The sequence below is a fragment of the Priestia filamentosa genome, from assembly GCF_900177535.1.
GTDB lineage: Bacteria > Bacillota > Bacilli > Bacillales > Bacillaceae_H > Bacillus_I > Bacillus_I filamentosa.
The window spans coordinates 299383-307659 of the sequence record NZ_FXAJ01000004.1; the positions used below are offsets into that span (position 1 = coordinate 299383).

Annotated in this window: 10 protein-coding genes; 5 read left to right on the plus strand and 5 right to left on the minus strand. The window is 36.1% G+C overall.

The window, feature by feature from the left end; genetic code table 11:
* Positions 1–201 precede the first annotated feature (201 nt).
* Together B9N79_RS17640 and B9N79_RS17645 are read left to right on the plus strand one after the other, a co-directional pair.
* Positions 202–1179 carry a permease gene (locus B9N79_RS17640; protein ID WP_040057095.1) on the plus strand — a complete coding sequence of 326 codons (978 nt, stop codon included), beginning with the start codon at positions 202–204 and terminating at the stop codon, positions 1177–1179.
* 10 nt (positions 1180–1189) lie between these two features.
* A complete protein-coding gene (locus B9N79_RS17645; protein WP_019393710.1) occupies positions 1190–2140 on the plus strand; it encodes a TIGR03943 family putative permease subunit in 951 nt (316 codons plus the stop codon).
* Positions 2141–2147: 7 nt separating this feature from the next.
* Here B9N79_RS17645 and B9N79_RS17650 read toward each other — a convergent pair whose 3' ends face one another.
* A complete protein-coding gene (locus B9N79_RS17650; protein WP_040057094.1) occupies positions 2148–2444 on the minus strand; it encodes a hypothetical protein in 297 nt (98 codons plus the stop codon).
* 279 nt (positions 2445–2723) lie between these two features.
* Complete coding sequence (gene trhA / locus B9N79_RS17655) at positions 2724–3368, minus strand: PAQR family membrane homeostasis protein TrhA (protein WP_019393708.1); 645 nt, start codon at positions 3366–3368, stop codon at positions 2724–2726.
* Between the two features lie 231 nt (positions 3369–3599).
* Here trhA and B9N79_RS17660 point away from each other — a divergent pair, with 231 nt between their 5' ends.
* From B9N79_RS17660 to rpiA, 3 genes are all read left to right on the plus strand, one after another.
* Positions 3600–4124: a DUF1643 domain-containing protein gene (locus B9N79_RS17660; RefSeq protein ID WP_048896703.1), complete on the plus strand. Its 525-nt coding sequence runs from the start codon at positions 3600–3602 to the stop codon at positions 4122–4124.
* 88 nt (positions 4125–4212) lie between these two features.
* Positions 4213–4647 (plus strand): hypothetical protein, encoded by a 435-nt coding sequence (locus tag B9N79_RS17665; protein ID WP_019393706.1) that lies wholly within the window; start codon positions 4213–4215, stop codon positions 4645–4647.
* A 152-nt stretch (positions 4648–4799) separates the two neighbouring features.
* Positions 4800–5465: a ribose-5-phosphate isomerase RpiA gene (rpiA, locus tag B9N79_RS17670; RefSeq protein ID WP_040057239.1), complete on the plus strand. Its 666-nt coding sequence runs from the start codon at positions 4800–4802 to the stop codon at positions 5463–5465.
* Positions 5466–5549: 84 nt separating this feature from the next.
* Here the strand turns inward: rpiA and B9N79_RS17675 are convergent, their stop codons facing one another.
* From B9N79_RS17675 to B9N79_RS17685, 3 genes are all read right to left on the minus strand, one after another.
* A complete protein-coding gene (locus tag B9N79_RS17675) occupies positions 5550–6044 on the minus strand; it encodes a hypothetical protein (RefSeq protein ID WP_019393704.1) in 495 nt (164 codons plus the stop codon).
* A gap of 164 nt (positions 6045–6208) precedes the next feature.
* A complete protein-coding gene (locus B9N79_RS17680) occupies positions 6209–7300 on the minus strand; it encodes a tetratricopeptide repeat-containing glycosyltransferase family 2 protein (RefSeq protein ID WP_205635672.1) in 1092 nt (363 codons plus the stop codon).
* 147 nt (positions 7301–7447) lie between these two features.
* On the minus strand, positions 7448–8277 hold an 830-nt coding region (locus B9N79_RS17685), incomplete at its 5' end, for a BclA C-terminal domain-containing protein (RefSeq protein ID WP_420874884.1).

Genomic DNA, 8277 nt, shown 5'->3' on the forward strand with positions numbered 1-8277 from the left:
TTACGTTTTATTTTTCATATTAATTAAACTAACACACATTTTATGAATGAGCAATGTAAAAAAGAGCATCATATATTTTTTATATCTCCATATACATCTATTAACTATTAAATTTTAATAGAAAAGGTTTGTTGTTTTCAGCGTAAAGGGAGCTAAGTCACCGCCGTATAAGAGACCTTTTTAATAGAAAGGATGAAAAAAATGGCTTTATCACGGCTTTCAAAAGAAGTATTAGGCGTCTTACTCATCTTATTTTTTGTCTATGCATTCTTCTTTTTAGATGTTAAGGATTTTGATATGAACCTCCCAAAAGCTTTTCTGAATGTAAACACCATTTTCTTAAGTATACTGCTTGAAGCAATTCCTTTTATTTTATTAGGTGTTTTTGCTTCTGCAATCATTCAAGTGTTTGTAAAAGAAGAATGGTTAATGAAATGGATTCCTAAAAATCCTTATAAAGCATTAGCTTCAGGTGTTGTAGTAAGTGCACTTTTACCTGTGTGTGAATGTGCGATTATCCCTGTTGTCAGACGGCTTATAAAGAAAGGAATGCCTATCCACGTAGGCGTTGTTCTTCTCGTAGGAGCACCGATTCTTAATCCAATTGTTTTCCTTTCTACTTTCTATGCTTTTCCAGGCAATAAAGAAATTGTGTATGGTCGTATGGGACTTACGGTTATTCTCTGTTTCATCATTGGAATTGTAATGTACAAGCTTCTAAAAAATAAGCCTCAATTAAAAGACGAAGCTGCTGCCGAAGAGCCTCATCAGCATGGGAATCGATTGAGCCAAACATTATTTCATGCCATTGATGAGTTTTTTGATATGGGAAAATACTTAATTGCAGGGGCATTTGTCGCAAGTCTTTTTCAAACATTTTTGGATAGAGGAGAACTTATGAGTATTGGAGGAAATGGTTTTATCGCCCCAGCGGTCATGATGGTCTTTGGGTATGTGCTTTCTCTTTGCTCTGAAGCAGATGCTTTTGTTGCTTCCTCATTTGTAGATACATTTTCAGCTAGTTCACTTCTTGCCTTTTTAATCTACGGACCAATGCTTGATTTGAAAAATACGGTTATGTATTTGGCCTTTTTTAAGAAAAGATTTGTGTTAATGTTTATAGCTATTGTCACAATATCCGTTTACGTCATAACAGTTCTTTATAACTTTATTATGTAGGAGGTATAGCATGAAAAACGATGAAGAAGGCTTCCATTACTATATTCGAGGCCTGCTCTTGATTGGTTTTGCTCTCTTTATTTTCAAATTGCTGCTAACTGGATATATTTCCTCTTTTGTTGCACCAAAAATGCTTGGTTTTGTTACTTTCGCTTCTTTTACTTTCTTTGTTCTAGGAGCTATGGGTATTTGGCGAAGTGGTTCAGACAAAAAACAAAAGAGCTGTTCATGTCATCATAGCCGTAAAGCTCCTCTGTGGATTTATTGCCTATTCTTTTTGCCCATTGCAACCGGATTTCTATTTCCTGATCATGCTCTTACAAGCGATGTTGCTAAAAATCGAGGCGTGAAATTTGGAGCAAACGTCACAGAAAGACCGAGTGTAGAACAGCGTGAAGAATTAACAAGTGATGAATCTTTAGAACAATACTATAATGAAGTATTAAATAGAGAAGTAGAGGAAACACAAACCGAAGCTGGAGAGATCCCTCTTGAACACAAAGCAGGATTTGTTCCTCAGAAACCTCCTGAAGGATATTATGAAGAATTAAAAGAGAGGATGCTACAAAAAGACGTAATTACGATAACGGAAAAAGAGTATATTCCAATGATGAACATTCTCGAAGAACATGTTGAAGATTTTGTTGGGAAAAAAGTGAAAGTGAAAGGATTTATTTATCGAGAGGATAACTTCAAAAAGGATGAGTTTGTGATTGCACGGTTTGGATTGTCATGCTGTGTAGCGGATGCCTCCGTATATGGAACGCTTGCTAATGTTAAAGAGTCCAAAGAATTCGCTGATGATGATTGGGTTGAAGCAACAGGCACGATTGAAAAGAAAGAGTATGATGGTTTTATCTTGCCATCCCTCAAACTTCAAATAATTAAAAAGGTAGAAGCTCCTACAAATCCATATGTGTATGAAATGTATAAAGGGAATAAGCTGATGACTCCAAAATAAAGGAATACTAAAAGTTCTCCTCCTTAGTAAAAGGATAAACTCTCCAATTATAGTGGATAATAGAGCTATATTCTTTAATAACAACATAGTCTTGTTTGTTTGTTTTAACAATATAAGTGTATCTTCCTTTTTTCTCCACTTTCTGAACTTGCATTTTTTCAAACTTCTCAGAAAGAGTATGTTCGTTTAGAATACTTTCTGGATAAAACGTTTGGATAGCATTAAATGGGGAAAAGACTAACAAATATATAAAAAAGAAGAACAATACAATAATAACGATTAGCTTTCCTTTTTTTTGAATCATAATGTTCACACACCTGTATTTGTTTCCTAAATTGTATCATAGACACTATTAGTCTTAGAATGTGTGAAGATGGTTCAAATAATTACAAAACGATAAAGACACTTACTTATCTCGCTAGAAAAAAATAAATGAGGAATTTGAAAAAATAGATAAATGAAGAGATTATATTAGAAAAATAATTGGAGGATGGATTGTTACGATTATTTTTCTGAAAATTAAATTAAAAATGACCCTTACAGAAAAAGGGTCATTTTTAATTTCCTAATAAAATTCCAAATTCTAATGAGGAAGAACGTATAGCAATATCGCTAAGTAATGTGTGATGGTTCCGCCAAGAACAAAAATGTGCCATATTGCATGATGATAAGGAAAACCTCTCCAAACGTAAAAAATACTTCCTATCGTATATAAAACTCCACCTACAACAAGTAGATTCAGACCTGGTCCTGCTAGAGAAGAAGCAAGAGGATCCCAAGCTAGTACGATTAGCCATCCCATTGCAATATAAAGAAGCGTAGAGACAAGAACAAATCGTTTTACAAAGAAAATTTTAAATACTATTCCTGCTACAGCTAGTCCCCATACAACTCCGAAAAGTGTCCATCCAACTGTTCCTTGAATAATCACAAATAAAAACGGAGTGTAAGTTCCCGCAATAAACAAGTAAATAGAAGAATGATCAAAAATCTCAAACAAATCTTTAACACGTCCGTGTGGAAAACTGTGTACAAGAGTTGAAGAAGTGTATAAAAGTAGCATTGTTGTCCCGTAAACAGTAAAGCTAACTACGTGCCAAACATTCCCAAATTGAACAGAAAATACAATGAGCAACGTAAGACCAATAATACTTAAAATAGTCCCAATTCCGTGTGTAATTGCATTAGCAATTTCTTCACCACGTGAGAATGTGTGTGTTTCACTCAAGAAAATCATCCTTTCTTTTGAAGAAACGCTTCAGGTTAAATTCTATTATAGTGTACAACACTTTTTAATGCTACATACGTTTTTCCCACTTTCATATAGTGGCAATTTACATGTACATGGGTATAAAAAACAAATTGTTTTGGGCACGATTGAAAAGTGTCATTGTTTTTCGTAATGATAATAAGAATAAAGTGACGAAAGGAAACTACTTTATAACGAGGTGGGTCTTTGATGAAGAGAGAAGCTATTTTTGATGAAACAGGAACATACAGATATTCGTTAAAACGTAAATGGGGAAATGATAGAGAGCGTAAAGTTGCGTTTATTACGCTTTATCCGGACAATGCGGACGAAATTCGTGAAGATTACGTTACAAGCAAATGTATTACATTTGCAAAAAAGTGGGGGTTTAATGCTGTGGAATGCTTAAACTTATTTTCTTATCGGGCTCAAAAGGCAGATGATCTTAGTGATCTAGATAAGGAAGACGCAATAGGCGCTGAAACAGATCGATATTTATATTATGGAACAAGAAATGCTGATCTTGTTATAGCAGCATGGGGGAAAAACGTTTTTCATGATAGAGAAAATGACATAAAGCAGCTCTTTGAGGGAATGGATCTTGCGTGTTTTAGTGGACAAGAAAATCATCCTTCTCAATTGCAGTTCATTTCATATGATACACGCCTTATGCCATTTGAATTAGAGGCTGAAGAACCATATCTTTTTTCAGCTTTTCCATCGTTATATAGATAAGAGAAAAGCAGAGTTCTAATCATCATCTTTTTTTCATATACAAAGGATGTAAAGCTTGTGTTGATTACAAAGGGGATGTGAATTTGTTATGAAAATTAGTGAAGTGCTCACAGGAATCGAAGCGCTTTATGAACAGATGACAGAGCAATGCTTTTCTCACATTGCTAAACATAAAGAAGAAATTAAAATAGATGCTCTTGCGCTTGTTGAGCTCGAGAAATTGGTTAGTCATTTACAGCATACAGAGTTATACAATCTGAGTTTGATAAGAACTATTCAAACGCTTATCAATCATGAGAGCTTTTTATATAAGCTTTCTATATTAAGAGAGCCAGAGCTAGAAAACATAGCGGAGAAAGCAGATTTTGTAGGAAACGAACGCCAGGATATTGAAAAAATTCTCCGTATTAGTTATATAAAAAAGCGTTCTCAGTATATAGAAGAGGCTTTAGATGATATAAAGAAACTCAAAGCATCCCTTGAGGAACTGCTTTATGCAAAGAAAGTACAAAAAGAAGGATGAGTTTAATTTTGAAGCTTTGACGAATTTGGTCAAAGCTTTTCTTATATGACATTATAGGAAAAGAAAGATGAAAAATAGAGAAGATGATTTTTCTTTTCAATGAGAACGATGTTATAATGATGATGAATTTTATTCGGAAAAAAGGTGAAGAAATGATTGAAAAGAAGGCAGTTGGAGAAGCAGCAGCACAATATGTAAAAGACGGCATGGTCGTTGGACTTGGAACGGGATCGACTGTTTATTATACGATTCAAAAGGTTGGAGAATATGTAAAAGAAGGAATGAACATAAGAGCTATTCCTACATCAGAAGAAACTAAAATGCTAGCTCTTGATCTCAACATACCTCTTGTAACATTTGCTGAAGTAAATCACCTTGATGTTGTGATAGATGGAGCAGATGAAGTGGATTGTCATTTTGCGCTTACAAAAGGAGGAGGCGGAGCTCTTCTTCGAGAAAAGCTGATAGCTGATGCAACAGATTTATTTATCGTTGTGGCTGATTCAAGTAAAATGGTAGAAAAGCTAGGGAAGTTTCCTCTCCCTGTAGAAGTAACGCCATTTTCATGGGAAAGAACAGCCCGACAAATTGAAGAGTTAGGTAGTATTGCAACACGTCGATTAAATGGAACAGAGCCTTATATTTCAGATAATGGAAATTATATCTTAGATTGTTCTTTTGAGGTTATCGAAAATCCAGAGGAATTATCTCAGAAGTTAAACAGAATTCCTGGAGTAGTCGAGAATGGTTTATTTGTCAACATGGCTAAAATTGTTTTTACTGTTGAAGAGGGAAAGGTAGTAAGAAAGATGAAATAGCATAGGAGGACAGGTGTTAAGAAAAACGCTCCTTTGTAAATAAAAAGCTTGTAGAAGGAATTTCTACAAGCTAAAGTGTGTTGTTTAAAGTTCATATGGTTCCTGTTTTAATAGTTTTCCATCTAGCTCAGATCCTGTAGTCCGATTAATTTCTTTAACAAGATGTTTATACTGGTGAAGAGAGTTAAATTGATTAGGTTTGGAGGTCTCACATCTGATCGAGGATGCGGCGCCATTTCGATCAGTAAAGAAGATTGTGAGATTTCCATAATACCTATTTACACTATTTCCATCTGCACTTTTTTCTTTCTTAACAACTTTTGAGTACTCAGCCATTTCTACTCTATGTAGGGGAATGATGGCAACTTGATTAATCATCACCTTATCATGAAAAAGTTCAATCCGTCCTACTTTGTTTTCCTCTATTCCTTCAGCTCCATGAACATGACCATAGATCGTAGGTTTCATGCTGTCATCGTTGTAAGAAAACTCCTGTTTTTGCTTGTTTTTGTAGGAAACGTAAAGCACAGCCACAACGAGAATGACTGCGATGACTAAAATAAAAAATGCTACTCCCACCCTGATCACCTCATCTAGTAAGTTTGTCCGTTAATACATCTTTATCCAATCATACCATAATTCAATATAAATTCCGTAGATAGTTTATTAATGTTCAAAAATGTCATTATAAGGTTAGTTCAGTTAAAAAGTCCCTTAAGAAATATATCTTAAGGAACTTTTGGTTAGTTTTTGGAAAAACGTTTTTCAAAGTATTCTTTGTTATATAAAACAGAAGGATTAGTAGGAGCATACGCTCTAGCTTTTTCGTTATGTTCAAATGCTTCTTCAAGGTTGCCATTGCGGTCATAGCACACACAGAGCTGAATATGAGGGATCCAAGTATAATAATCTTTTTGAACAAATCCACCTGTATTTTCTGCTCTTTGTATATCTAATTTAGTTGCTAAATCATACCAGAAAATAGCTTTATCAATATTTTGCTGAGTTAAATAAATATATCCTAATTTACAGCAGTGTTCGGCTCTGGGCAGATCATATTCAAAAGAGCGTAGTGAAGCTTTAATAGCTTTGTCTTGTTCATTTTTTCTTAAGAATATTTCTGCTAATTTATCACAAGCTGAGATGCAATCTTCACTCCATCCAAGTCCGCTCTTTAGAAACTTCTCATAATAAGCTATTGCCTCATCGTATAAAGAATGATCAAAGCATTCATTTGCATAGTAGTAAAGATCCCGTGGAGAAAAAGTTTTTCCATCTTTTAAATTTTGTTGATAAATCTTTAGATTTCGATCACTTTTTTCTGTCTTTGTGCTGCGATGTGTAACGGCCGCATCTTGTCGAATGATTTTTCCTCCGACAGCTAAGTATTCATGAACAGCCCCGATCCATTGGAAATTTCTTGATCGCTTTACAAGGCGATGTCTCTTAGATGAGAAAGTAACATTTCCGCTAAGGTCAAAAGCAAGGTTATAAGGCATCATTACTGCATCTACAGATTGATCAAGTGTTTGTTTTAGAAGAAGTTTTTGAAGATCATCTTTTAAAATAACGTCGTCTGCATCAAGCCATAAAATGTAATCTTTAGTTGCTTTGCTAAACGCAAAATTTCGAGCCTTTGCAAAGTGATGAACCCATTTGAAATCAAACAGCTTTTTCGTATAGCGGCCAGCAAGTTCTTTTGTTTTATCAGTTGAGCCTGTATCAACGATAATTATTTCATCACAAAGCTCTTTTACACTGTTCAAGCATCTTTCAATTGTATTTTCCTCATCTTTTACAATCATACATAAGCTGATGGAGACCATGTTGTTCACCCTTTCGCTTCTAAAAAGAGATAATGAAGAAAGGCGCATTGTAACGTTGCGCCTTTCTTCATTACTTATTTTATTATTGAGAATAAAATTGGTGCCTATTTTTTCTGTGAGTTTGCTACATTTTTTATTTCATATAAAATTTGTGGACTATTCTATTCGAATAATGGTCAAGGTAGCTCCGGCTCCGCCAGCGATTAAAGTTGCGAGGCCTACAAGCCCAAAAAATTGAAGAGAAATAGTACTACCTGCATCAAGTGGGACAATTACATCATTGTTGAAGCTTGTGAGACCAACTACTGGAGCAATAGTTGAAGAAAGATTTCCTGCACCGTTTATAACAAGTCTAGTACTTACTAATAAAGCAGCTGTAATATTGATTTGATACGTGATATAGTAACGTCCTGTTGTAGGGACAGTAAATACAGTGTTTCCAGCATTGGCAGTAATCCCGCCACCAATGTTCTGTGTAGGAAGCGCAATATTTGTTCCGCCTAAAACAACAGCATACACTGATCCTCCTGTGTTAACAGCATTTAGAGAAGTAGCTGTAACGGCTGTTCCAGTAGCCCCCGTAAGTCCCGTTGGCCCAGTAACACCTGTGACCCCCGTAAGACCCGTTGGTCCAGTAACACCTGTGACTCCCGCAAGTCCCGTTGGCCCAGTAATACCTGTGGCGCCTGTAAGTCCCGTTGGTCCAGTAACACCCGTGACTCCCGCAAGTCCCGTTGGCCCAGTAACACCTGTGACCCCCGTAAGACCCGTTGGTCCAGTAACACCCGTGACTCCCGCAAGTCCCGTTGGCCCAGTAACACCTGTGACCCCCGTAAGTCCCGTTGGTCCAGTAACACCTGTGACTCCCGCAAGTCCCGTTGGCCCAGTAATACCTGTGACCCCCGTAAGACCCGTTGGTCCAGTAACACCTGTGACTCCCGCAAGTCCCGTTGGCCCAGTAATACCTGTGGCGCCTGTAAGTCCCG